The following is a 24,004-nucleotide window of genomic DNA, read 5'->3' on the forward strand; positions in this document are numbered from 1 at the left end:
ATACGTTTTAAGCGTTCGGTATGGTTATTTTGTTGCCTGCCGCCTGGCCAATGGCTTTTTTGATGCGGTTGTACGTAGCGCAGCGGCAAATGTTGGTCATGGCGTTGTGGATGTCGTTTTCAGACGGGTGTGGATTGCTTTTCAGCAACGCGGCTGCGGCCATGATCTGCCCGCTCTGGCAGTAGCCGCACTGCGGCACGTCTACTTCCTCCCAGGCCAGCTGCAGCGGGTGGTCCCCTTTCTCAGACAGGCCTTCAATAGTGGTTACTTTTTGCTGGCCCACGTTTTCTACCGGGTACATGCAGGCGCGTACCGCCGCGTCTCCCACGTGTACGGTGCAGGCGCCGCACTGTGCAATGCCGCAGCCGTATTTGGTGCCGGTTAGGCCAATCACGTCCCGTATCACCCACAGGAGTGGCATCTTGGGATCTACGTCCACATCATGCTTTTTGTTGTTGATCGTTAAACTGAATGCTGCCATGGTTCATGAATTTTTTTTAAGCCCATGCGGAATCAGGGGCAATGTATTGAGTTGGATGCCCGTTGCGTTGGCAATGGCATTGCGGATGGCGGGGGCAATGCCTACAATGGGCGTTTCGCCGGCCCCGGCCGGCTGTATGTCTTTCCGGTCAATAAGTACAATATCCAGCGGCGGAATATCCGCAAAACGCGGTACGCGGTAAGCAGACAGCGAGGGGTTGAGAATGCGCCCGGCCTCAAAGTCGATCTCCTCGAACAACGCACCGCCCAGGCCCTGCAGTATGCAGCCCATCACCTGGTTCTCCAGGTGAAGCGGGTTGATGATAGCACCGCAATCGTACGCCGCCACCACCCGCACTATTTTCACTTCGTTGGCCGCCGCATTGTACGCCACCTCCACGCAGGTGGCTATGTAGGAGTTCTTCACAAAACCGCCCGCAATGCCGTGGCCATGGCCGGCGGGTTTATTTTTACCCCAGCCGAATTTCTCGGCCGCGGTCTGCAATACATTTTTCAGGCGGCCGTCTTCCAGGTTCTGCAGCCTGAACTGCAGCGGATCTTTTTTCAGCTTCAGGGCCAGGTCATTCATCACGCTTTCTATGGCAAATACATTGGCGGTGGCCGCCAGTCCGCGGTAAGAGCCCTGCTTCAGCGGGGTTTTGGAAGGATGATGCTGAATATGTTCAACGGCGGCCTTGTAAGGCAGGTCAATGCCCGCGCTGCCGGAATTATAGTTATGAAATTCCCAGGAAGCAAGCTTACCATCGTTCCCTGCGGAGGCCGTCACTTCAATGAGGCCGCCGGGGCGCAGGTAGGCCCATTTAAATTCTTCTTCCCTCGTCCACACCACCTTTACCGGCTTGCCTACGGCCTTTGCGAGGCGGGCCGCTTCCACGGCCGCTTCTCCGCTGTGTTTGCCGCCATAGCCGGAGCCGGTGTCTGGCATGATGACCCGTACTTTTTCCTTGGGCATGGAAAAGGCGCGGGCCAGTTCTTCCTGCACGCCAAAGGGCCGCTGCGTGCCCGTCCACACCGTCAGCTCCCCGTTTTCCCAGGTGGCCACGGCCGCGCGCGGCTCCAGGGGCACGTGGGCAATGTACTGCACTTCAAAATGCTGCTTCACCTGCACGGGTGCGGCGGCAAATGCCTGTTGCGCGGCCGCGGCGTTCTCACCGATGCCCCGCTGTTCTGAATTATTTTTAAGATAGGTGAAGATATCCTTTTTGGCCGGCTGCGGCGTGGTATTCCACTGCGCTTCCACCCTGGCCAGCGCATTGGCGGCCGTTTGCGGGTCTGGCGCCGTTACGCCTATAAAATCCTTGTCTCTCACCACCGTAACGCCGGCGGCGGTACGCGCCTTTTCCACGTCGGCATCAGCCAGCGATGCGCCATAGGCCGGCGCCCGCAATATCTTGCCGTACACCATGCCGGGCAACACCATGTCTGACACATACTTGTGGCTGCCGGTCACAAAACTCCGGCCGTTCACTTTGGGCACCGGCGTGCCGGCCACCGTCCATTCCGTGGCGGCAGTGAGCTTTACGTTCTCATTCAGCGGCAGCACTATTTTCTGTCCTTTGCTGAGGGCTTCGTAAGAAAGCGTTTTGCCGGAACCGGTGTGTACCACACTACCGTTTTTCACGCGCAGCACACTTTTGTCTGCTTTCCATTGCACGGCGGCCATGTCAATCAGCGCCTCTTTCAGCGAAGCGGCGGCCTTGCGCAGCTTCGGCCCCATGGTAGGCGTGGTGAGGCTGCCGTAAGTACCCCTGTCATACGGCGTCAGCCGCGTGTCTCCCATCACCATCTCAATACTGTTCACCGGCACCGCCAGCTCTTCCGCCACCACCTGCGCCAGCGAGGTGCGGATGTTTTGCCCCACCTCCACCTTGCCGGTGAATACGGCAATTTTGCCATCCTCCCCGATCTGTACCCAGGCCGCAATAGAATTGTCGTCTGCGCGGCGCGCCAGCGGCCCGGCCCAGGCATCCAGGTCAGACCAGGTGAGCGCCACGGCAATGCCGCCGCCCAGCAGTTTGATAAAATGCCGGCGGTGCATGCCTTTCGGCTCCGTGTGTTGCAGTGTTTTTTTCATGGGCCGTTATGCTTTACTGATGGCATTGATGATACGCGGATAAGCGCAGCAGCGGCAAATGTTGCCCTGCATGGCGTCAATGATTTCCTGTCTGCCTGGGTTCGGGTTTCTTGATTTCAATGCAACAGCGGCCATGATCATGCCCGGAGAGCAATACGCGCACTGGAACGCGTCTTCATCCAGGAAAGCCTGCTGCACGGGGTGCAGCTTGCCGTCTTTTTCCAGCCCTTCAATAGTGATCACGGATTTGTGCTGCACGCTGGCCACCGGCGTAATGCAAGAGGGCACCGCCCGCCCGTCTACCAGCACCTTGCAGGCCCCGCAGGCCCCTTCGCCGCAGCCGTATTTGCTGCCGGTCAGGTTCAGATGTACCCTTAACGCATCCAGCAGCGTGGTATTGTCCGGCACGTCCAGCGTATATTCCGTGGAATTGACGTTGATTTTCATAAGAGGCAGTTGAGGTGAAAAACCAGTATTCCAAATATAACAATTCTGGGATAGAAGAGGCGTTATAATGGATGGGCGGTTTTTTACTTCGCCTCAATAATATTCAGCCGCTTGATCAGCTCAGGGTAAAACCTCCTGGATACCGGCAGCATGACGCCGCCTATCTTCACATTGTCTTTCCCTATTTCTTCCACATGATGGATAGCCACCGCAAATGAACGGTGGATCTTCACAAACCGGTTTTCCGGTAAACGGCTGACAGATGCGTCCAGCGATACGCGCACCATGTAGGAATATTGCAGGGCCAGGAATTTGGTGTAGTTGTCAGCCGCTTCGAGTATTAATATCTCATCCAGGTTAATCCTTGTCAGCCCCCCGTCTTGCCTGATAAAAAATGGTTGGTTGATCATAGCGATATTATTTGGGTATTATCCGTATTTCATAACTGGCTTATAGTCAAATATAACTGATTTTAACCACATAGACGACACTACTGACACCCTCCTGCCATCCTTCGGTGATCCTTCGGTTGCGTTCGGTAGCAGTACGGGTTTGAGGGTGTTTAACCGAAGGTTGACCGAAGGATCACCGAAGGATGATCGAAGGATTTACCATTCACCCCAACCTTCATCGAAGCTCACCCCAATTTTGGATATCCGCCGCCACAAATTTTATCATCGTGTAGGCGTGCTTCCTAATTTTGAAATTGTTGATCGCCGCAAAGGGAGCATCGCTTAAGCCAACGGGGAGGAGCGACTCCGGCAACTTTCTCCTGCTGCGGGGATTAACAGGGTTCAATTATTTTTTTAACTATTTAAAACATTTTTTATGGCAAATATTAACGACAACCTGCTTGTAAAAGGAGCAAGAGGTAACGTAGGTAAACAATTCGTTTACCGCAAGCACGGCAACAATACGACGATTGCGCGTATGCCGAGAATGAACGAAAACGCGGTGCCTTCCGCGGAACAGCTGGATGCACGCGAGCTGTTTGCATCAGCGGCATTGTATGCACAGGGCGCTATGGCGGACGCTGTGCTGAAAAAAGAATACCGGAAAAAAGCGCCCGCGGGTAAAACGGCCTTCAATATGGCCATGCGGGACTTCATGAAACCGCCGGTAATCAAAAGCATCCACACCGGTCAGTACAACGGTACGCCGGGCGCTGTTATCACTGTTCAGGCAAAGGACGATTTCAGGGTGGCTACGGTAAAGGTGGGTATTTACACCGCTGCCGGCAGTCTCCTGGAAGAAGGCAATGCAGTGCTGGACCCGATCAACAGGCTGCAGTGGACCTACACGGCCGTACAGGCAAATTCCTCGCCGCCTGGCTCGGTGGTGAGGGCCGTAGCTGCGGACTTGCCGGGTAACACCGCTATGCTGGAAGTGCAGGTATAAACCGGCACCTGGCACATCCACCTTCCCGGTTTTCCGGGAGGGTGGATGTTTATATGTTCAAAACGTAATGCGTACTGCGCCCCCCTCCTGCTACCAGCAGTACGGTTCCCTCCACCATTTCTCTCAGGTCTCGTGTAGCGGTTGCTTTGGCTACTTTTGTAATAGACATATATTTCTGGGCGGTCATCCCGCCTTTAAACCCTTCCGGCCCGGCATCCAGCATCTTCATAACCGCCTTTAGCCGGCGATTGTCCAGTTGCTCTTTATAACGGTCAAGGAACTTTGCTTTTTTCAGCGTAAAGTCTATGCGTTCTCCGGCATCTTTTTGGGCCTGAATAACGGCGCCAACAAAGTAGTTGATCCAGGGAGTGATTTCATTGTTTTTCTGTGACCTTTCAAGTGCAGCGTAATAAGCGGCCTTACCGGCCTCTATTGTACGTGACAGGCTGAGTAAAACCGGGCGGCCAACGGTTTGTGACAACGCTTTTTCCGCAATAGCCCGGCCGATACGGCCGTTACCGTCTTCAAAAGGGTGAATGGATTCAAAATACAAGTGGGCTATGGCAGCCCTGACGGGAGCTTTTTTAATTTCATGGCTGCCGCCGGGGCCGGATTCATTAAACCATGCAATAAACCGGCTCATTTCTGCCGGTACTTTTGCCGAAGGAGGCGCTTCAAAATGCACTCTTTCTTTCCCCGGCCGCCCGGAAATTACCTGCATTGGGGCCCTGCCCTTCCGCCAATGGCCGGCCTTTATGCCTTTACTCCCTTTCATCAGCAAACGGTGCCATTCAAACAGGTGCTGCTCCGTCAACCATTCCGCAAATGTGTTACGCACATCTACCATCAGCTCTCCCGCCCCTTGCGATCTTTTATCTTTCACCTTGTCTGCATGCGTATTGAGCCCCAGTTTATTGCGGATAGAAGAAATTACGTCCTGCCTGCTCAGGAACTCACCTTCAATGGCAGACGTCTTAATAGCTTCTGCCACCATAGTGCTGACTATAGCTTCCCACTGTGTGTTTTCCGGCAGTGCTTTCAATATACCGCTGATATGCCCGGTTTCTTCTGCAAATGCATACAGGTCCTCCTCAACAGTTTCCAGCGAATACTTAAAATCCGGCCAGTCAGGTAATTGCCAATTATACATATGAGCCGATTATTTAGGCTATTCGGCTCAAATATACGTAAAAAATGAGCCGAATAAGCCCGATATTCGGCTCATGACCAAATTCTGCTATTTTTACAACTGCTGACTATGATAGAAGAAACAGACATCCGCATCGGCAACATGGTTTGGTATTATGACTACAACATGATTGAAACGGTATTCCGGGTAGAGGGGATAGCGGAGGGCTTCGTATACAACTCAGGCCTCCCCAAAAGCAAGCTGCCGCTGGAAAAGGTGCACCCCCTTGCCCTGGAGGCAGATCATTTGCTGAAATTCGGGTTTCTGCCGGGAGAGGTGGAGTATGGCGAAGACCCGGATACTTACAGTTATAAATACAACCGTGCAGATAGTGTGTACATCCGGGAAACGAACGGCGGCTTTCAACCGCTGGCCGCGTCCAAAAACGGGCTGGTGCCTTATGGGCGGCCGCTGCATCATGTTCACCAGCTGCAGAACCTGTTTTATGATCTTACGCGGGACGATGTATTTACCGGGTAACTTACCGCACGATCATCACCTTTCCCCGCATCACTATCACTACACCGCTCTGTACCTTTACACGCGCCATATAGGCATAAACGCCCATGGGCAGCGCACGCCCGTCTACAGTGCCATCCCATCCCTCGCTCCAGTCTTTTGACACATATACCCGCTGCCCCAACATATTATAAACATGCATTTCTACCGCAACAACGGTGCTGCCGTATACTTTCAGGAGATCGTTCCGGCCATCTCCATTGGGCGAGAACGCTTCAGGGATATAAATCGGTTCTCCCCCAGGGTTGGCCGTGATGCCGGTAACAGCGGCAGACAATTCGCTGTGCTGGCAGCTGTTTTCACCCAGGGCCCTCACCTGCAGGGCTACCGACTGGATGGGCGCCAGGTTGGCAACCGTGTGAGTGGTGCCTGTAGCGCCCGAACTGGGAGGCAGGAATGTTTGACCATTGTTCAGGCTCACTTCATAACCGGTTGCGCCTGCTACGCTGTTCCATTGGAATGTAATGGAAAATTCGGTAGCAGCAGCTACGCTGGCGCCGGGCGCGGACAATTGCGGCAACACACCGGCTATTACCGTACTGCGGCCGGTGCTGGTGCATCCAGTGGCGGTCACAGCATCTACATAATAATTTTTGACGGCGGTAACCGGCGGTGTGGTATAACTGTTGCCGGAATACAGCACAGGCCCGCCGGAGACGGTTTCATACCACCTGTAAATAATGCCGGGCACAGGATCTTTGATCTTCAATTCCGCTGGCTGCCCGCTGCAAACGGCGGTACCTTCCAGTTCAGGAGCGGCCGGGGAGGCCGTTACCGCAGCGGAGGCAACGGAGCGGGTATTGCCAACACAGCCATTTTCGCTAACAGCCTCTACGTAGTAATTTGCCGTTGCCGCTAATGCGGGCGTGGTAAGATCAGGGCCTGTATGAAGAACCTGTCCCCCTGTTTCCTGGCTGTACCAGCGGTACGTATAACCGGCAGCCGGAGAGGCAACGCTGAAAGTGGCAGTATTGCCGGCGCATAGCGTTACCGTTTCATGCTGCAATGCAGGCGCAGCCGGGGCGTTGTGAATAGTTACGCTGGCAGTATTGCGCGCGCTGGTGCAGCCATTCTCATTCACGGCTTCCACGTAATAACTGACGGGATTAGCTAGAGCGGGAGTGACGTAGCTGGTACCGCTGTGGAACGGGGCGCCGTTTGCCTGAACGTTATACCAGTTATACACATGGCCCGCTACCGGGTCTTTCACCTTCAATTCCGTACTGCTACCGGCGCATACCGCCGCGGCATCTATTTGCGGAGCGGCGGGCGGCGCCAGCACCTCCCCTTTGGCTATTGTGCGCGTTGCACTTGTACAACCATCCGCGCTCATCGTCTCTGCATAAAACGTAGTATCTGCGGTTAGGGCGGAAATGGTTAACGATGTGCCGGTAAATAACAACGTACCGGCGGATGCGGCATTATACCAGTGATATACGGCTCCCGCAACAGGATTTTGTATGCTGAATGAAGCGCTGCCACCGCTGCAAACCTGTATGCTGCCGGTTGCAAGCGCAGGAGCAGCAGGAAGGGCCATTACTGTTACCTCAGATTTTGCACGGGTGCTGCTGGTGCAGCCGCTAACCGTTGCTTCCACATAATACTCGTATGTTCCCGCTGCAAGCGGCGTTACATCCACAGTAGCACCATTGCCTACAATAGTACCTGCAGAGGCTGCGTCAAACCAGGTGTAGGTATAACCTGCTTGCGGCGCCGCTACAGACAGCTGCGCAGCTGCACCCAGGCACACCTGCGGGGCGGTACTGACCGTAACAGGTACTGCCGGCAACGGCGCCCCTGTTACGGTAACCGGTTCACGGCTGGTATTTGCGCAGCCATTGCGGGAAGATTCAATATAAAAGGTGGAGCCCGGAGGCTGGATGGCCGGGGTATTGAAAGTTTCGCCGGTAAAGAGTTCGTTGCCGCCGGCAGGCGCATCGTACCACTTCACCACAATGCCCGTTGTATTGATGGCCGTCAGCGTTGCAATGGCGCCCTCACACACCTGCACTGCTGCAGAAGCCGGCCTGGCTTTCCGTACTATCAGCTCTGCATAATAGACATCAAGGGTAATAAGCGCGGTAAGTGAGCCTCCCAATGCCACCAGTATGGCATCTGCCCCTGCTGTCACCGGCATGACGGCCTCAAACTGATTGCCACCAACCAGCTCCAGCCTTACCGTACTGCTGTTCAGGAGCACCGGCCCGTCAACAGGGTTACCGCTCCCGTAAAGCTGCAAACGCACAGCGGCCAGCAGGGCAGCATCACTAAGGCCACCAGGCAAGGCTAACCGCAGGCGGATACTGTCTCCCGCTAACGCCCCCTGCTGCAGTGCCAGCAACTGACCAATGAACCCCTCTCCTATATGGGCCCTGATCCTGGACGCAGTGCTCACATCACCGTCAACGGCCATGTCCGGATCTGTAACCCCGCAAAGCAGGCATACGTTTATCGGGGAGACGTATATCGGGCTTTGCTGCTTATTAGCGTATTGGCAACCAGGCGTCTGAGCATGGGCAATACCTGTACACAGGCAGGTGAATGCAAGGCATAAAGGCATATACCACTTGGCAAGAAGACGGGGCAGGTGCATCGGTAATACAGGTTTGGTTACGCTATCATCCCTGATAGTCTTTCATAGCGATCACATGATTTTCCGGATACGGGGGACACAAGGCAGCCAGTTACATGAAGGATAACAGGATGATGCATAAAATTATACGATTTGGCGGAGCTTTCAAAACCGGGACCGGCTACACCATTTCCCGCAACACCGCCAGCACCTCCGGCGTCACCTTCCCGAATATCGATACGCCCGCGGCGCCGTTACTCATAGCCAGCTTCATGCCCTCTTTCAGCTGGCCCATATCTCCCTTGAAAGCGGGCAGAAAAAGCCCGGCATACAGCGGACAGCTGCCATGCAGCGCCTTCACTCCCTCCGCTACGGCATCTCCTATCCACTGCACACTTTCCTTGTAAAAGCTGTGATATATCATAGGGCATACGGCATTCAGCGGCCAGTTCACCCAATCCTGCCGCACTATGCGTCTGGCTATTTCAGGTGTGGGGAATACGGCGGCGGTGATGGGCTTCTGATGCCGGCGGGCTACTTCGGCCATATTGCTCACTACGTTGGTAATGCTGTTGTACCGGAACGTTCGCCAGGAAGGGCTTTGGTCTGGGTGCGGCATCTCGAGCGGGTCTGTTCCGTATGCTGCCTTGTATTGCTCGCGGCAGCTGCTGCAATAACAAAAGTCATATTCGGGCAGCTCGCTGCTCTGGTCTATATTGTATTTGCTCCAGAGGTTCACGGGCAGTATCACATCTACAAACCGGATAAAGTCCAGCTGGATACCATCTACATAGTCTTTTGTCAATATCTCTTCCGCCTGCCCGCGCAGGTATGCTACCACCTCCGTTTTGTTGGGGCATAAAAAACGGTAATGGTCTACATAAGGCGGACGGGTAGCGCAGGACTCTCCTTTGCGGTTTTGTGAATACCATTCCGGATGCCGGGCCAGCAGCTCCCTGTCAACCCGGTTCATGGTCCAGAACCAGCGGTGGGCTTCCATGCCGGCGTCTTTGGCGGTTTTGAAATGAAGGGGGCTGTCTTCCTCAAAATACACCACGCCAATGCCTGCCGCTTTGTAAGCGGCGTAACGCTGCTCCAGATCGGCGGCAGTGTCCTGGTGGTTGGGGGTGACCCATACGCGGTGCTGCGCGGCGGCCGGGGCGGCGGGTTTCAGGGCTGCGGCTTTGGTGATGAGAGAGGGTCCCATCATAGCCAGGCTGCCCAGGCCGAGTGATTTGATAAAGTGACGTTTATTCATGACGCGGGATGGTTTGCGGGTTCGTGATCGGGTACCATGATGCGCCGGCGGCATCACAGTTTCTGCAGCCGCACGCCCTGCGAAAATACGTTATCCCTGCTTCACAGATGTTGCGGATAATCATTAACTTCCGTTATGCACCGGAACCTCCTGACCTCCATACTGGATAATGACTTTTACAAATTCACCATGCAGCAGGGCGTGATACGCCTCTTTCCTTACGCCAAAGCGCGCTACCAGTTCATTAACCGCGGCGGGCACGCCTTTCCTCCCGGCTTTGCCCAGGCCCTGCGCGAAGCGGTGAACGGCATGGCGGAATTACAGCTGCGGCGGGAAGAAAAACATTTCCTGCAACGTACCTGCCCCTACCTTGACCCGGTGTACCTGGACTTCCTGGAGGGCTACCGCTACAACCCCGAAGAAGTGCATATTGAACAAAAAGGTAGCGAGCTGCTGGTACGGGCGGAAGGCCTGTGGTACCGTACCATTCTGTGGGAAGTGCCGCTGATGTCACTCATTTGCGAGCTGTATTACCAGCTGGCAGACCCGGCAAGGGAAAATGATGAGGAGGTGATGCGCAGAACGAAAGAAAAGATTGAAAAATACCGTGCGCTGGGCGTGACCGTTGCGGAATTCGGTACCCGCAGGCGGCACTCCTACGCGGTACACCGCGTGGTGATGCGCGCCCTGAAAGAATACGGCACGGGAGCTTTCATTGGCAGCAGCAATGTGCACATGGCCATGCTGCACCAGACCAAGCCCATCGGCACGCACGCGCATGAGTGGTTCATGTTCCATGCCGCGCGGTACGGCTTTAAAATGTCTAACGCGCTGGGCCTGGAACACTGGGTGCAGGTGTACCGCGGAGACCTGGGCATTGCGCTCTCTGATACTTATACCACCGATGTTTTCTTCCGGCAGTTCGACAAAATGTTTTCCAAGCTGTTTGACGGCGTGCGGCATGACAGCGGTGACCCGCTGCTGTTTGCAGACAAGGTGATAGCCCATTACCAGCAGATGGGCATAGACCCGCGCAGCAAAACCATTATTTTCTCTGACGGGCTGAACTATGAGAAGGTAGCCCGCATTGCAGAGCACTGCCGGCACCGTATCGGCATGTCTTTCGGCATCGGCACCAACCTCACTAACGACGCGGGCCCCACAGCCATGAACATCGTGATCAAGATGACGGAGGCCTGCCCGCAAAACGGGGAATGGACGCCGGTTGTGAAACTGTCTGACGAGCCGGGCAAATACACGGGCAGTGAAAAAATGATCCACCTTGCCAAAACGATCCTTGAAATAGACTAACCTTTCTCATGATTATAAACAACAAGGGCTGCTCCTGATCAGAGCAGCCCTTGCTATTATTCTGTTTCATACCACCAGAGCTTCACCGGCCCGATGAGGCCCGATTTACGCAGCGGGTAATCCTTATCGAATTTCTTGACATTGGTTTTGGTGAAACGTTCGTTCTCCGGCAGGTGCTGGTCACCAATAATACGGTTGGGCCAGAGGTTCACCACTTTTACTTCCAGGCTGTTCTCCCCTTCTTTCACCCACTCCGAAACGTTGGCGCGGAAAGGCGGTTGCCACCACACGCCGGTATGATGACCGTTCACCGTTACCTCTGCCACGTTGTACATCTCTCCAAGGTCCAGCCACACCTGTTTATTTTTAAGTTGCTCCGCGGTTACCCGGAAGGTTTTACGGTACACGGCCGTGCCCGAGTAATATTTGATGCCCGGCTCAGGCCGCTCCGTCCAGGAAATGAGCTGGTCAAACTGAACATGCTCCGGCCCGCCCCACTTTTTGTCAAAGCTCACTGCCCAGGGGCCATCTACAGCGGTAGTTTGCGGCGCTGCCACTTCCAGCGTGCGGCTGGCGCCGCCCTGTTGTTTCAATGTATACTTACCTGCCGCGTCAAAGATCATTTGGCCGCCGGGCAGTATGGTGAAAGGCGCCAGTGAGAAAGTATCTTGCGGCAATTCAGGGAAAAGGCTTTCCCCGTTCTGCGCAAGCGAACTGAAATGCTTGCCGGCAGCGGTTTTGCGGAACACCACAAAGGTAGAGCCGAAGGGCTCCAGGAACAGCGGCACGTCTACCCGGCCGTCTGCAATATTGTAAAGCGGCTGCGGGGTGATGCTGCCGGTAATGGGGTCCCACACCTCAGGGGCCTTGCCGGCTGCGCGGAAGGAACCATTGATATATTCCGGCCGCTCATTGCGGTTTACGATGTAGTATATTTCCGCATCCCCTGTGCTGCGGTGAATGTAGTCAATATAGGCATCGCTCTTACGGCTGCGATACGTGAAATCAGGCGCAATCCCTTTTTCCTGCAGCACCTGCCGTACCGCCTTGCCGTATATCACCTTGCCTTTTCCGTAAGTGCGTTCCTTCACGGTAGTGCCGTCTACCTTCCCCCATACCAGTTCCGCCAACTGGCGTACCCTGGCATCTGCCGCCGCGCCCTTCTTCAAACCGGCCGCGGAAACGGGCCTGGGGCCAACAATGGTAGCGCCGGCCTTTACCAGCTGTTCCAGTTTGGCCAGCACGTCTACATTCACTTCCTTCCACTCCGGCAGCACCAGCACGTGATAGCTCATGCCATCGGGCAGCACTATTTTCCCGTTCTTCACCTGCATGCGGGTGAGTATCACTTCCGAATTGCACACATCATCGTCATACCCTTCTCCCAGCCCCTGCCGTACATGTTTCAGGGGTACCTGGTTAGGCACGTTGTCGCCATAATAATAAACTACGTCACCAACAAACAAGCCACGTGACAGCATATACGAAATGCGGCTGTTCCATTCCAGGAAGGCAGGCGCCTGGTCCCACCAGGTAACGTTGGGGTTGAAGTGGGTGCCCGCAAAGTATTCGTTGCCGGGCTTACCGGCGCTTTTGGGAGAATGCGTGTAGGTGTGGATAACGAGGCGGTTCAGGCCTTCGCAATACACCCTGTCCAGCGTAGGTTTCATGAACGCAAAATCTTCTTCCCAATGCGGGCCTATGCTGGTAGGCCCTTCCGCCTGCACAAAACGTTTGCCGTAGATGTGCGCGGCGGAGGCGGACTGTTTTACATAAATACGGCGATGCGCGTCTACACGGTGGGTTTTGGCCCTTATCCAGAACTCGCCCATGGGAATGGCGTTGAGGCCCAGGTTCTTCAGCGCGTCTATTGGCGCGGGGTGCGGGCCGCCGCTTTCCGAGTGAATGCCCATGCCGTCTTTCGCGGCCAGTTCCGCAAAACGTTTGTAGTGCCGGTCGTGGATCAGGTCTGCAATAGTGCGGCGGAAATCATAGAGGAAACGGTTGGAGGCGCTTCTGCTTTCTATGATGCGGCCGGTGAGCACGGGCAGGTACTTTTTAATATCATAACCGTTCAGCTGCCGGAAGGCCTGCACAAAATCGTTCGTCCAGTTGGAGGCTCCCAGTTCCCAGCTATCGTCATGCAAATATTTGAGGCTGTTGCTTTTGCGGGGGTGTACCAGCGGCGTTACCACTTTGTTGTATTGCAGGTCCATAGCGGCGCGGTTCATGTAGTCAATAGCCAGCCCGCCGCCGCCGGGGCTGTGGGTAGACACCTTGATACCGGTGCCGGTGTAGCCAAAACGTATAATAGCGAACCGGCCCGCCGGCGCCTGCCAGTTGAGGTTCCCCTTCGCGTCTACACGGTTGCTGATATCAATAACGTTGCGGAGAAAGGCATGCGCCTCTCCCGGTTTGGAGGCCTCTTCTTTCATGAACAGGCCCCAGTTATAGCCCAGACCATTTGGCGTAAAGGGAATGGAATAAATGGCGTGTACGGCCTTGATGTCCATATTTTCCAGCGGACGGATGTTTTCGCTATCAGGGTTCAGCTGCACGGCCAGCACCACCACGGGCTCATAATAAGGCAGACCGGTGCTTTGATCTGTCAATAATTTGCCCGGCATGGCCAATTGCATGTTGATATGGCGGCCACCTTGTACCACGGTATCCGTCCATACCAGTTTTTTGGAAGCCAGCTGCGGGGTCACCCACGGGCCGCCATCGTTCCAGCCGCTGCCAATATTAAGGCTGAGCTCCAGGTCAAGGCTGTCTGCCACATGAGTAGCGTAGTGAAAAAGCTTTTGCCATTCCGGGCCCAGGTATACGGGGCCGTTTTGCGTTCTCTCCATCTTGTTATAAGAGGAAGAGCCCGCATCGAAGATGATGGCGCCTTTAATGCCGGCGGCCTTCATGGCCACAAGGTCTTCCCGGATGCCTTCAGTGGTCTGGTACCCTTCCAGCCACCACCAGAACACCCTGGGTTTGGCTTCATCAGGCGGGCGGAGGAAGCCGGCTTCCAGTGAGGTGTCTGCAAAGGTGGCGGTTGTCGTAATATCTGCAGGTTTATAACTCAGGCATATGGCCGCTAACGCGGTGCAAAAAATCCATTTCATGTTTCCTTCATTTTGACGTAATCACAATCTCATGTTCCCCGCCGGCCACATTGGGCAAATACCAGTTGCCTGGCTTGCCGGCGGCCTTTACGGGTTGCTGGTTTACCGTAACGGCAAATCCTTTCTTTGTATATTTTTCAGGCAGCGCTATACGTGCAGTAGTGTTGTAAGGTACACTCACCTGCATGCGGAAGCGGCCGGGGGCCTGCTCATATGCTACGCTCACTTCACCCTTGATAGTGGGGAGGCGCAACTTTGCCCAGGGCAGACTGCCCAGCTGCGGACGTATACTGAAAGAAGACCAGCCGGGTGCCAGCGGCTCCACGCCCATCAGCTTGCGGGGTATGATGTTGGCCGGTACCGCGCCCCAGGCGTGGTTCCAGTCCTGGTTAGGCTTATATTTATTGTCCCACGCTTCCATGGCAATAGTGCTGCCGGCGCGTATCATATTATACCAGCTCCGCTCCTGCCGGGACGCCAGCAATGACAGGCCATATTCATCGTCTCCGGCATCGTACACCGCATCCATCAGAAACTGGCTGCCATATACACTGCAGGCCATGCCGCGGGAACGGATAAAATCCGCCACTGCTTTATGATGTGCCGGTTCTACCAGGCCAAAGGCCATAGCGAACATATTGGCGTGCAGGGAGGCGTGTTGGGTACTGTCCCCATCCCGGAACACCTTGCGTTTACCGTCCCAAAAAACTTTGCGGTAGCTGGTTTTTACTTTTTCCGCACGGGCGGCAAAACGCCGGGCATCTTCCGTTTTGCCCAGGCCGGAAGCCAGCGCTTCCATAGCCAGCAGCGCTTTGTAATAATAAGCGTTGACCACGGCGTTGTAATTATTGAATATAAAGCCGTCCGTTTCACCGCCTTCGGCCTTTCCAAGCCCCAGGATGCCGGTATGCGGCCAGTCTACAATGTCCCGCAGGGCATTGCCGTTGAAATGAACGGATTCCAGCAAGGCCTTGCTCTGCGGGGCGGCTTTGGTGCTGATGAGGCCGTTAGGCCCTTCCAGCGGCATGAGGAGCTTGGCCTGCAGGTCTGTGTAGAAGTGACGGGCGGAGCGGATGTCTCCCGTATAGAGGTAATCATGCCAGGCCATGAGCACAGATTGCAGAATCCACTCTGTGGGCCAGGTGGCGTGGTGCAACAGGTACTCGTGGGAGTAACGGGCCAGGCTGAACTCCCGGTCTGTAGCGTAGTGGCCGAGCTGGTTAATGTAAGCATCCGCTTCATAGGGAATGCGCTCCCGGTCTCCATCTACATACACTCCGGCAAAGGAAGTGGCTTTCATGGTGTATTTGCACAGTTCCCATACGGCGTTCAGCGTAGTGTCAGGGCTTTCGAAATGCGCCGCCTCGTCATTGAACAGGTAATGCACCGCGGCCCTTGTTACCTGCTGCGAGGTCAATTCCCCGTCATACCCCTCTACTTCACAATACCTGAACGGCAACACTTCACCCGTATACGCGGGCATTTTGATGGCCTGCGGGCCGGTGTTGCGCCTGTCTGGCCGTATGTTGACCTGGTAGGTATGCGTACCGGCCAGCAGCGGCAGGCGGTAAGCCTGGTAGCGGATGGTGCCGCCCGGCTGGCGGTTGATGCTGCCGTCTGCGTTGATGGCCTCACCCAGGTGAACGGTAACTGTGTCACCATCTGCGCGGGCATGTAGCTGCAGCTTCAACTGGCCGAAAGCGGCCTTGCCGAAATCTATGCGGTAGCTGCCGCCGGACTTGCGGCAAACCTGCGGCGCCTGGTCTGTTTTCTGCAAAGGGTAACGGGGCGTGGCATATTCTACCAGCACGCTGTCTGTAAAAAAAGCGACCGGTGCGGAGAACTGACCGGCATTTCCGGCGCCGTCCCACAACTGCACCTGCCAGGTATACACGGTGAGCGGTTGCAGGGGCTTGCCCGCGTATTCAATAGCGCCAGATACCGCGGAAGGTACTTTGCCGGAATCCCAGAGGGTATCCTGCTGGCCGCGTACAATTACCCTGTAAGCGCTTTGCACCGTACCCGCCAGGCCGTTCACAGACCAGCTGAAAGCAGGGCGGCGGTTGGCTATCCGTACGGATTGCCCTGCCTGGAAAGCCGTGGCCATCAACACCGGCTGTACGGGGTAGCCATTGCTCCACTGCCGGCCGGTATGGGCCAGCAGGTCACAAAGGAGGCCTTCGGCGGTGATGCCGGATGTTTGCGTGCCGGAGCCCTGCGTAACATGCTGTGCCTTGCTATACCATGCTGTTGAGATCAGTGCCGAAAGGAGCAGGGTTTTCTTCCACATGCTTAAAGATTTGTAAAAAGGAGGCCGGGAGCTTAAGCCCGGCCCCTCTTGTTTTTTATTGATTGTTGATTAGTGTTAACGGTCCCAGCCTTCGTTCTGCGCCAGCGGCTCATCTTTATTGGTGTCTATCACCGTTTGGGGGATGGGCCACAGGTTGTAGTTGAAAGACAGGGTGGCGGCGGCTTCCGGCCAGTAGGCATACTTGCGGATGCGGTCTACGGCAATGGTGCCGCCCATGCGCAGCAGGGTGTTCCAGCGGCATTCTTCGTATACCAGCTCACGCGCCCGCTCATCAAGGATGGTGTTGAATTTGTCATCCATATCTGCGGCCGTTACCATGTACCCGCACTGTGCTCTTTCCCGCAGCAGGTTTACGTCTGCGGCCGCGCCCGCCTTATCTCCGCTACGCTGTTTGGCTTCCGCGCGCAGCAGGATGGTTTCGCTGAGGCGGATGAAATAATCGTCACGGAAAAGGTTGCTCATATTTTCGCCGTCTGCGAGGCCGGTGTATTTGTCTGTAGCTATTTTGCAAGACACTGGGTAGCACAGGCTGCGGTTGTTCATGTTAGTAGTGGCATCTGCGCTGCCGTTGTACATCACAGACCAGGGAACGGGCTGCCCGAAGTAGGGAGAGCTGGGTACGTTGCCTTTAAAAATACGGCGGAACACGATGTCTGAATTACGCATATCGTTGGCCCACACGCCGGCATAGATCTCGTCACGGGTGTACATGGTAGGCATGATCTGTGAAATACCGCGGCCCCCCACATCTTCCGCAGTGCCGGTGAGGTGGTCTTTGGCCCCGTCCCGGAATACCGGGCTGTAGGTGCGGGAGTAAGGCAGCTTGGACTTGCCGTCTTCCGCGCGGTAGGCGGCATAATCTATTTGCAGGGCCCAGATGCATTCCTTATTGCCATCCTGGTAGTTCACGTTCCTTTCCTGGAAGAGGTCCCAATACACGTTGCCTTGTGCTTCCGTAGCCCTGGAGCCGAAGCGGTTTTTCATCAGTGAATAGGTACCGCCGTCTATCACCTTGTTGCCAAATTCTATGGATTTAACGAAGGCTGCATTGGCCTCAGCAGTTTTGTTTTCTGCTGCCAGCTGCGTACCCAGGGCCAGGTACAGCTCGCAGAGGTTGTGCTGCGCGGCGCCCCTTACCAGGCGGCCGCCCTGGGCTGTGGTAACCGGCAGGTCGTTCTCGATGGCCAGCAGCTCATCTATGGCAAACTGGTAGGTTTCCACGCGGGTAGTTCTTTTGAAATTGAACTGCGGTGTGGTTGACGGCTGGGTCACAATGGGCACGCCGCCGAATATTTCACCCAGGTTGCGGTAGGCAAAAGCCCTGAAAAAGCGGGCCTGCGCAACTGCGTAAGCCTTTTCAGCGGGAGAAGACCAGGCTATGTGCGGCAGCTCGGCACTCCACAACGCCAGGTTAGCTTTACCGATCAGCTGGTACCAGGTGCTATAGAAGTTATTGAAGGTGCCATTATCAGGGTTGATGTTGCCGTAGTTGTTGAACGAATTGCCCCTGCGGATGCTGGGTACGTCAAACATATCCGTGCCATTGCCACGGAATACGAATATCCAGCCTTCTTCACTGGGGTTGGCCCAGAGGTCTCTCAACTGGGAGTAGATGGCCACCAGCTCCTGGTCTATTTGCGCGGAAGATGAAAACGCATTGTCTACCGTATAAAAAGTGGCCGGTTTTTCCGTCAGGAAATCCATGTCCGATTTACAGCCGGGCATTATCAAAACTGACAGCAGCGCACAAAAGATATATGTATGTTTCATGATCGTACTTTTAATGGGTTAGAAACTCACGTTCAGGCCAAAGGAATAGGTGGTGGGCACCGGGAAAGTATTCTCCCGCACCGGCGTACCGGTTTCAGGGTCACCGCCAAACCAGTTGGTAATAGTGGCCAGGTTTTTACCGCTCAGGAACACCCGCGCGCTGTTCACATGTATCCTGCTCAGGAGCTGCTGGTCTACGCGGTAAGACAGCGTAACGTCTTGCAGCCTCACAAAGCCGCGTGACTGCAGCCCCAGGAAGCGGCCGTCTCCCGCAAAGTAAGCGGAAGGATATACGTTGCTCCTGTTTTCAGGCGTCCAGTAGGGTTTGGAAGTCATGTTATCGTTAAAGCGGCCGGTGCCTGCCGTAAGGTAGGCATTGGCATTGCTTTTCAGGAAATAACCATTGCCACCGAAAGTGCCGGTGAGCATCACATAAAGATCAAAGTTCCTGTAATTGAAATTATTGGCGAGGCTCAACCTGAAGTTGTCACCGGTGTAACCCAATACTTTACGGTCTGCAGCGCTGATGCCAGGCTGCTTGTCCAGGTCACGGTACATGGGCGCGCCCGGTGCGGCGCCTGTAAGGCGGATGTAAGCCGTATCGCTTTCCTGTACAATACCTATCTGCTCGTAGCCGTAAATCACACCCAGCGGATGGCCTATAAAGCGGCTGTTGGCAATATCATCATCTTCTTTGCCGTCACCGTCCCTGTCCTCACCATACAATCTCACCAGTTTGTTCCTGTTCAGCCAGAAAGTAACGGTGCTGTTCCATCCCCATGTTCTGTGCTTAACATTCACAGAACGTACGGACACTTCAACACCTTTGTTGTCTACCTGGCCCATGGAGGTTTTGATAGTTTTGAACCCGGTCATTACCGGTATGTTACGGGTGAATATCTGGTCTGTGGTTTGACCGGCATAAACATCCACATCTACAAACAGCCTTTCGTTCAACCAGGCAGACTCGAAACCGGCGTTCCAGGATTCCGTAGCTTCCCAGCCCAGGTCTGCATTACCCAGCGCATTCTGGTACAGGCCGTAAAAAACGGCGCCCGGAGTGTTGGAAAACTGGTACCTTACCCCGCCGCTGGTGCCGTTTTGTATGGTAGACAGGGTGCCGTAAGGCCCTATGCCCTGGTTACCGTTCTGGCCCCAGGAAAATTTGAGCTTCAGGCTGTTGAGCGGGCGGATGCCTTTCATAAACGCTTCATTGGATATTTTCCAGGCAACGCCTGCCGCGCCGAAGTGCGCCCATTTGTTGTTGGCGCCGAACACGGAAGCGCCATCACGGCGGATGGAGCCGGTGAAGAAGTACTTGTCATCGAAGGAATACATGGCACGCGCCAGGTAACCAATATTGGCCCGCTCCCAGATGTTCTGGTCCACCCGCTGCACCGCTGCTTTATGCAGCCCGTTCATACCCAGCACCGTATTGCCATTAGCCGCAAAATCAGAAGCGTACATACTGTCCTGCCTGAACTTCATGTAATCCCTGGTTGCCACGAGGGTTACGTCTACCCCGTGTTTCCCGAACTGCTGCTTGTAATTCAAAATATTATCTACCACATAGCTGTAGTTGCTGTTATTCTTGAAATTGCCGTTGGCGCGGGCCAGGAAGCCCTGTACAGTTGCAGGCGAATATCTTGCCAGCCCCTCTCCTTCTGCAATGTAATAGTCCTGGTATGTGAAATTACCTATCTCGCCTTTTTCAAGATTGATCATGTAGTTGAGACGGTAGCTGAGCCCTTTCACCCAGGGCACCTTTACCAAAGCATGCGCGTTCATACGGTAGTTCTGCCTGATATCCCGGTTATCCCGCGTACCGTCCTGCACGCCCCACAGCGGGTTGATGGCGGATTGGGTGTAGGGATACTTTTCGAGGTTGCCCTGGTCGTCCCGGAACATTACGCCATAGGGAGACATGGTTTGCGCTTCGCCAATATTGGCTTCGTAGCCGGAATAGTCGCGGCGGGAGAAACTTCCGTCTACTCCAACTTCCAGCCAGGAGGTAATGTTGGTTTTCAGTTTGGCCAGTACGGAAATTCTTTCAAAATCGTCTCCCACTACAATGCCCTGGTTATTGTCGTATGTAGATGAAAGGTAGTAGTTCACATTAGAGGTAGCGCCGGAAACAGCGGCCTGGTAGCTTTGAATGATGCCTGTGCGGGTCACTTCATCCAGCCAGTTAGTTTCTTTACCTGCGTCCCGGTTGGCTATTTCTCCCGCTCTCAGCCAGTTGGTGGAGCCGGGGGTGTATTTGTTACGGGCATTCACCACGCTCAGCCATTCCTCCCCTTTCATCATCACCGGCCGGTTTTGCCAGGTCTGGAAACCGGTAGAGGTATTGAAGGTAATGGAGGGTTTCCCGATGCGGCCTTTTTTGGTAGTGATGGCTATTACGCCGTTGGCCGAACGCGAGCCGTATGCGGCGGCGGAAGTAGCGTCTTTCAGCACGTCAAAGCTGGCAATGTCATTCGGGTTAATGTCGCTGATGCTGCCCATGTATATCACCCCATCCAGCACAATCAGCGGATTGTTGTCTCCGCTGATGGAGTTCTCACCCCTGATCATCATGCTGGGCTGGCCGCCGGGCCGGTTGCTGGCGCCTATGCTCAGGCCACCCACGTTGCCTTTCAAAGCTTCCAGCGCGTTGAGGTTAGGCATATTGGCTACAGGGGAGCCTTCCATTTTCACAGAGGCTACAGAACCGGTGAAGTCTTGCCGGCGGGTAGTACCGTAACCGATCACCACAAAATTCTCCAGCGTGGTAGATTCTTCTTCCAGCACCACGCTCACATTGCCGGGGCTGGCAGGTGTTACCGTAACATTCTTGTAGCCGATCATAGACAGCTCCAGCACCACTTCCGTACCATCCGGCACGGTAAAGGAAAACTCGCCTTTGGCATCCGTAGTGGCGCCCTTGGTGCTGTTCCTCAGCCTTACGCTCACCCCTATCATCGGCTCCCCTTTTGAATTGGTGACTTTACCTTTCACCGAAATGTCCAGCGGGGCTATTGTTGTAAACGGCAGGGGGAGCGGCTCGTCTTTCTTCCGCACCACCACCGTCTGGTTAACGATCACATAATTGAAGGGCTGATTGGCAAAACATGCGTCCAGCGCCTCTTTCAACGAAACATCTTTCAGGTCAAGGGAAATTCTCCTGGCATCTTTCAGCAGGCGTTGGTTGAAAAAGAAATGATGGCCGCTTTGTTTCCCGATCTGTGAGAACACTTTTTCCAGCGGCGCATTTTTGATGCTGAGGGAAATCTGTTGGCTGTACCCCTCAGCGCTCACCTGCAGGCATACGGCCAGCAGTAAAATGGCAGTTAGCTTCATAAACAAAAGCGTTTTTCCGGAGGGCCGCCATGTGGATGTGCATGCGTTGAACAGGCCTCCGGGCCTTGTGGAATTCGTAAATGTTAATTTCATAACTTAGTGGTTTGTTTGGGTGTTTTACCAGTTACTATAGTTAGCGAATTGTATAACAGGGTGGCTCCCAGACTTCCGCCGGCAGTATTACCAGTACTTCCGGCTTTTTTCTGGGCCCCGTCTTTTCATGTATGGGGCCATCAACGGATGGACGAAAGCAGTTGTTAAACGTTCGTTTTAAGGAGTGATGGTGACGGTTCTTTCTTTAATGCTGGCATTTACATCGCTATACGCAAGTATCTCCAGGAACTGCAGCAGGTCTACGCCGCGGGACAATGTGCCGCTAAAGCGGTCTGACGGTATTCCCTCAGGATACTCCACAGTAATGTTGTACCATCTTTCGGCCTGTCTCATCATGGCCTGTATATCTGTTTGGTTGAATACAAAATATCCGTTTTTCCAGGCTGTCACCGCTTCCAGGTTGTCTGGCCTCGCCACTTCCACGGTACCCGCTATACTGGCCTGCTGCCCCGGGTGCAGGGATACATAGGCTTCACCCGTTTTCCTCACCTTCACGGCCCCTTCCAGCAAGGTGGTCTTTACCGCGGACTCGTTATCATAGGCATTGATATTGAAGTGGGTACCCAGTACGGCCACTTCGCCCTTCACTTCCCCTGTACCGGTCATGATCTCCACGCGGAAAGGCGTACCGCCGGCCTGTTTGGCCACTTCAAAATATACTTCGCCCGTTACCTTCACCACTCTTTCATTTCCCGTAAACGCCGTAGGGTATGTAATGGACGATGCGGCATTGAGCCATGCGCTGGTACCATCCGGCAGGGTAATGCGGTACTGCCCGCCGCGGGGCGTGCGCATGGTATTGTACATTACTTCCGCAGCGCCCTGCCCGTCTGCCGTATAGGCAATGTTGCCGTTGGCAAGCTTCACCACGCGGGCGTTGCCCTGCCGGCCCAGGGTACCGTTGGCCGCACTGTCCAGCTCAATCACCGTACCGTCTCCCAGCGTGAGCACGGCCTTGTTGCCGCCGGGCAATATGACGGGCGCCGCGGGCGCCTGGGCAATGGGGGCGGCAACTGGCGCCTGATCATTATTCCTGGTCAGGAAAAATGCACTTGCCAGTAGCCCGGCCACACAGGCGGCTGCCAGCCAACGCATGCTAACCGGCACGAAAGGGCGGCGACGCTCCCTGATCTGCGGCAGCAGGTTCTGCAAGCCGGCACGCCGGGCCGTTTCGCTGGCCAGGTGGCGGTGAGCCGGACTATCCCAGGTTTCCCGGATAAATTCCAGCCAGGTATCTTTCAGCGCAGGATCGGACAGGGTGCCCCACATACGCTCAAACTCCGTTGCAGATAATTTATGCTCCAGGTACTTTTGTAATAATTGCTTCAGGGCTTCCTGCGTCATAAATAAATAATCGGTCTGTTAATATGAAGATGCATGAAACGGCGGTAAGGAAGTGCCGGCAGAAAAATTTTTTTATTTCAGCCCGGAAAGAAACGCTAACAGGAACAAGGCATGCTCCCTGAGGTATTTACGCAGGAAAGTGATAGACCGTACAATATAGTCTTTTACAGCGCCGCGGCTTACGCCCATGTGCAGGCTGATCTCTTCATGGCTCAGCCCCTTCTCCCGGCTGAGGCGGAAAGCCTTTTGCTGCTGCGGCGGCAGGCGGCAGATGCCGGACTCTACAATATGCTGCAGCTCTTTCAGCTCCGCGGGAGAGCCGGCGTCATTCACCTCTTCTTCAAACTGCGCGGAGAGGTAATGCTGGTAGGCGTCTTCCAGCTTCAAGCGGCTGAGCTTGCGGAAAATAAGATTGCGGGCGGTGATGAACAGGAAACCGTCCAGCTTCTCTATGCCGGCGGCCTTGTGGCGGTATTGCCACAGCTGCAGGAACACCTCCTGCGCTATGTCCTGCGCTATTTGCGCAGACTTGGTAATGACCATGGCCGTTGAGAACACCCTGTTCCAATACCGGTCAAACAACGTGCAGAAAGCGGCTTCGCTTCCTGCCGCCATTTCCTGGAGCAGTAATTGATCTGTAGTTGGATGCACGGACATGCAGACATGGAATTTATTACCGTAAACATAGGAAAAATAAATGAACGAAATTTCTTTCCGGCACTACTTACAACTAAAATAAAT

General features: G+C 54.8%; 16 protein-coding genes. 3 read left to right on the plus strand and 13 right to left on the minus strand.

All coding sequences use genetic code 11. From position 1 onward, the window contains the following. Window positions 1-7: 7 nt before the first annotated feature. The 4 genes from ABDW36_RS00420 to ABDW36_RS00435 form a co-directional block, all read right to left on the minus strand. Window positions 8-481, minus strand: coding sequence for a (2Fe-2S)-binding protein (locus ABDW36_RS00420; RefSeq protein ID WP_343699906.1), 474 nt, complete (start codon window positions 479-481; stop codon window positions 8-10). A 3-nt stretch (window positions 482-484) separates the two neighbouring features. Next, the gene (locus tag ABDW36_RS00425; protein WP_343699907.1) at window positions 485-2,575 is read right to left on the minus strand and encodes a molybdopterin cofactor-binding domain-containing protein; all 2,091 of its coding nucleotides are present in this window, start codon (window positions 2,573-2,575) and stop codon (window positions 485-487) included. 6 nt (window positions 2,576-2,581) lie between these two features. After that, on the minus strand, window positions 2,582-3,022 hold the full coding sequence (locus ABDW36_RS00430; protein ID WP_343699908.1) for a (2Fe-2S)-binding protein: 441 nt from the start codon (window positions 3,020-3,022) through the stop codon (window positions 2,582-2,584). An 83-nt stretch (window positions 3,023-3,105) separates the two neighbouring features. After that, window positions 3,106-3,432, minus strand: coding sequence for a LytTR family DNA-binding domain-containing protein (locus tag ABDW36_RS00435; RefSeq protein ID WP_343699909.1), 327 nt, complete (start codon window positions 3,430-3,432; stop codon window positions 3,106-3,108). A gap of 418 nt (window positions 3,433-3,850) precedes the next feature. On the opposite strand from ABDW36_RS00435, the gene ABDW36_RS00440 reads away from it, so the two are divergent. Next, a complete protein-coding gene (locus ABDW36_RS00440) occupies window positions 3,851-4,420 on the plus strand; it encodes a hypothetical protein (RefSeq protein ID WP_343699910.1) in 570 nt (189 codons plus the stop codon). A gap of 49 nt (window positions 4,421-4,469) precedes the next feature. Here ABDW36_RS00440 and ABDW36_RS00445 read toward each other — a convergent pair whose 3' ends face one another. Continuing rightward, window positions 4,470-5,570, minus strand: coding sequence for a Fic family protein (locus tag ABDW36_RS00445; protein WP_343699911.1), 1,101 nt, complete (start codon window positions 5,568-5,570; stop codon window positions 4,470-4,472). A 108-nt stretch (window positions 5,571-5,678) separates the two neighbouring features. On the opposite strand from ABDW36_RS00445, the gene ABDW36_RS00450 reads away from it, so the two are divergent. Further along, window positions 5,679-6,089, plus strand: coding sequence for a hypothetical protein (locus ABDW36_RS00450; protein ID WP_343699912.1), 411 nt, complete (start codon window positions 5,679-5,681; stop codon window positions 6,087-6,089). A 1-nt stretch (window position 6,090) separates the two neighbouring features. Here ABDW36_RS00450 and ABDW36_RS00455 read toward each other — a convergent pair whose 3' ends face one another. Both ABDW36_RS00455 and ABDW36_RS00460 read right to left on the minus strand, forming a co-directional pair. Next, window positions 6,091-8,541, minus strand: a complete 2,451-nt coding sequence (locus ABDW36_RS00455) for a gliding motility-associated C-terminal domain-containing protein (RefSeq protein ID WP_343699913.1) — start codon at window positions 8,539-8,541, stop codon at window positions 6,091-6,093. Window positions 8,542-8,881: 340 nt separating this feature from the next. Beyond that, window positions 8,882-9,958 (minus strand): Tat pathway signal protein, encoded by a 1,077-nt coding sequence (locus tag ABDW36_RS00460; protein ID WP_343699914.1) that lies wholly within the window; start codon window positions 9,956-9,958, stop codon window positions 8,882-8,884. A gap of 135 nt (window positions 9,959-10,093) precedes the next feature. On the opposite strand from ABDW36_RS00460, the gene pncB reads away from it, so the two are divergent. Then, window positions 10,094-11,269, plus strand: a complete 1,176-nt coding sequence (pncB, locus tag ABDW36_RS00465) for a nicotinate phosphoribosyltransferase (RefSeq protein WP_343699915.1) — start codon at window positions 10,094-10,096, stop codon at window positions 11,267-11,269. A gap of 56 nt (window positions 11,270-11,325) precedes the next feature. On the opposite strand, the gene ABDW36_RS00470 is transcribed toward pncB, so the two are convergent. The 6 genes from ABDW36_RS00470 to ABDW36_RS00495 all read right to left on the minus strand — a co-directional run bounded on the left by ABDW36_RS00470 (window position 11,326) and on the right by ABDW36_RS00495 (window position 23,920). Continuing rightward, complete coding sequence (locus tag ABDW36_RS00470) at window positions 11,326-14,385, minus strand: glycosyl hydrolase (protein ID WP_343699916.1); 3,060 nt, start codon at window positions 14,383-14,385, stop codon at window positions 11,326-11,328. A gap of 7 nt (window positions 14,386-14,392) precedes the next feature. Then, entirely contained in the window at window positions 14,393-16,675 is a 2,283-nt protein-coding gene (locus ABDW36_RS00475; RefSeq protein WP_343699917.1) for a family 78 glycoside hydrolase catalytic domain, read from the minus strand. A 75-nt stretch (window positions 16,676-16,750) separates the two neighbouring features. Beyond that, window positions 16,751-18,466 carry a RagB/SusD family nutrient uptake outer membrane protein gene (locus ABDW36_RS00480; protein WP_343699918.1) on the minus strand — a complete coding sequence of 572 codons (1,716 nt, stop codon included), beginning with the start codon at window positions 18,464-18,466 and terminating at the stop codon, window positions 16,751-16,753. 18 nt (window positions 18,467-18,484) lie between these two features. Further along, window positions 18,485-21,805, minus strand: coding sequence for a TonB-dependent receptor (locus ABDW36_RS00485; protein WP_343699919.1), 3,321 nt, complete (start codon window positions 21,803-21,805; stop codon window positions 18,485-18,487). A 270-nt stretch (window positions 21,806-22,075) separates the two neighbouring features. Further along, window positions 22,076-23,263 carry a FecR family protein gene (locus ABDW36_RS00490; protein ID WP_343699920.1) on the minus strand — a complete coding sequence of 396 codons (1,188 nt, stop codon included), beginning with the start codon at window positions 23,261-23,263 and terminating at the stop codon, window positions 22,076-22,078. Window positions 23,264-23,335: 72 nt separating this feature from the next. Beyond that, window positions 23,336-23,920 (minus strand): sigma-70 family RNA polymerase sigma factor, encoded by a 585-nt coding sequence (locus ABDW36_RS00495; RefSeq protein WP_343699921.1) that lies wholly within the window; start codon window positions 23,918-23,920, stop codon window positions 23,336-23,338. Window positions 23,921-24,004 lie beyond the last annotated feature (84 nt).

It is taken from the genome of Chitinophaga sp., from assembly GCF_039596455.1.
Taxonomy (GTDB): Bacteria; Bacteroidota; Bacteroidia; order Chitinophagales; family Chitinophagaceae; genus Chitinophaga.